The sequence below is a fragment of the Bradyrhizobium sp. DN3 genome (assembly GCF_041357655.1).
GTDB lineage: Bacteria > Pseudomonadota > Alphaproteobacteria > Rhizobiales > Xanthobacteraceae > Bradyrhizobium.
On record NZ_JAULLN010000079.1, the window covers coordinates 1 to 1,378 of the forward strand.

The window sequence follows — 1,378 nt, forward strand, 5'->3', positions numbered from 1 at the left end:
TCACTCGCTCAACAAGATGCGCACGCGAGGGTGCAGGGTCAAACCGATCGGCGAAATATTGCGTTTCGTTGGCGACCAGTCCTTCGCGGAATTCCATGATACTCACCGCGTATGATGGCATATCGTCGTAGGTAAGCACGAATTCAGTGACCCAGAGATTACCGCTCCCGATAATTCGCCGGACCGTAAAACGCTTCTTGTTTGGCTGGACGAACCTGCTCTCTTGAATGTTGTGCCGGCCCCGTATCCGCTCGCCGGATTGCGGATAATCTAGCACAGCATCCTCGTGATAGATCTCGTGTTCGGTCTTAAAGTCGCTCGTGTCCGAAGCATCCCAATGGCGCTCCAACGCCAGTCGCACGGTTCGATCATCCATCTCAATCTCCCACCTACCCCTCCCGGCTCTATCGGGCTTGTTGCGATCTCAGACCGGCAGTGTAATTTCGCAGACAAGTCCGTCTTTGCGCCAGTCAAAGTGAACTTTTCCCTTTAGCTGAGCGATCATTCCTTCAATGATGCGGCCACCAACGCCCTTTCGCGTGGGTTCCTGCGCGGCAGGACCACCTGTCTCGGTCCAGCGTAGATCCAATTGACCGCGAGCCTCGTGCGACCATTGCAGGTGGACCTGGCCGTTGGACTGGGACAAAGCACCGTACTTCGCGGCGTTGGTGGCCAGCTCGTGCAGCGTCATGGCAATTGCCTGAGCGACGCCGGGTTCTAACACGATATGCGGTCCATCCATCAGCAGTCCCTTCCCCGAATATGGAGCGAGTTCCTGTTCGGCAATCGCCGATAGATCGGCGCCTATCCAGCGTGTCGCGACAAAGAGCGAGCAAACCCTCGCAAGCGCTTCGATCCGCCCAACAATCGTCTGTTTGAGATCTTCAGGCGAGCTTGATTGAGAAAGATTAACTGCTGCCAGAACGCTCGCGAGCATGTTCTTGCTGCGGTGCTCGGCCTCGCGTGCCAATGTCGTGATCATCTCCTGATTTTTCTTTTGCTCGGTGATATCTCTCGCGATCTTTGATGCGCCAACGATCTTGCCGCTGGAATCCTTGACAGGAGAAACGGTCAGCGAAACGACAATGAGGCTGCCGTGCTTAGTTTGGCGAACAGTCTCAAAATGGTCGATGCGCTCACCTCGCCTGATGCGAGTGAGTATCTCGCGCTCCTCGCTTTGCCGGTCCTCAGGGATAACAAGCGTAATGGGCTGACCAATCGCCTCACTGGGCGAGTAGCCGAAGATGCGCTCGGCACCCCTGTTCCAGCTCAAAATGATGCCATTGAGATTCTTGCTCACAATCGCGTCGTCGCTGGATTCGACTATGGAGGCGAGCCAGCGCAACCGTTGCTCACTTTCGCGAAGTGCATTTTCAAA

At 55.6% G+C, this 1,378-nt stretch carries 2 protein-coding genes; both read right to left on the reverse strand.

The window, feature by feature from the left end; translation table 11 throughout:
• Positions 1-376, reverse strand: a 376-nt coding sequence (locus AAE027_RS39405; protein WP_370991170.1) for a nuclear transport factor 2 family protein, incomplete at its 3' end; no start/stop codon positions are given.
• A gap of 48 nt (positions 377-424) precedes the next feature.
• Positions 425-1,378, reverse strand: a 954-nt coding sequence (locus tag AAE027_RS39410) for a PAS domain S-box protein (RefSeq protein WP_479714277.1), incomplete at its 5' end; no start/stop codon positions are given.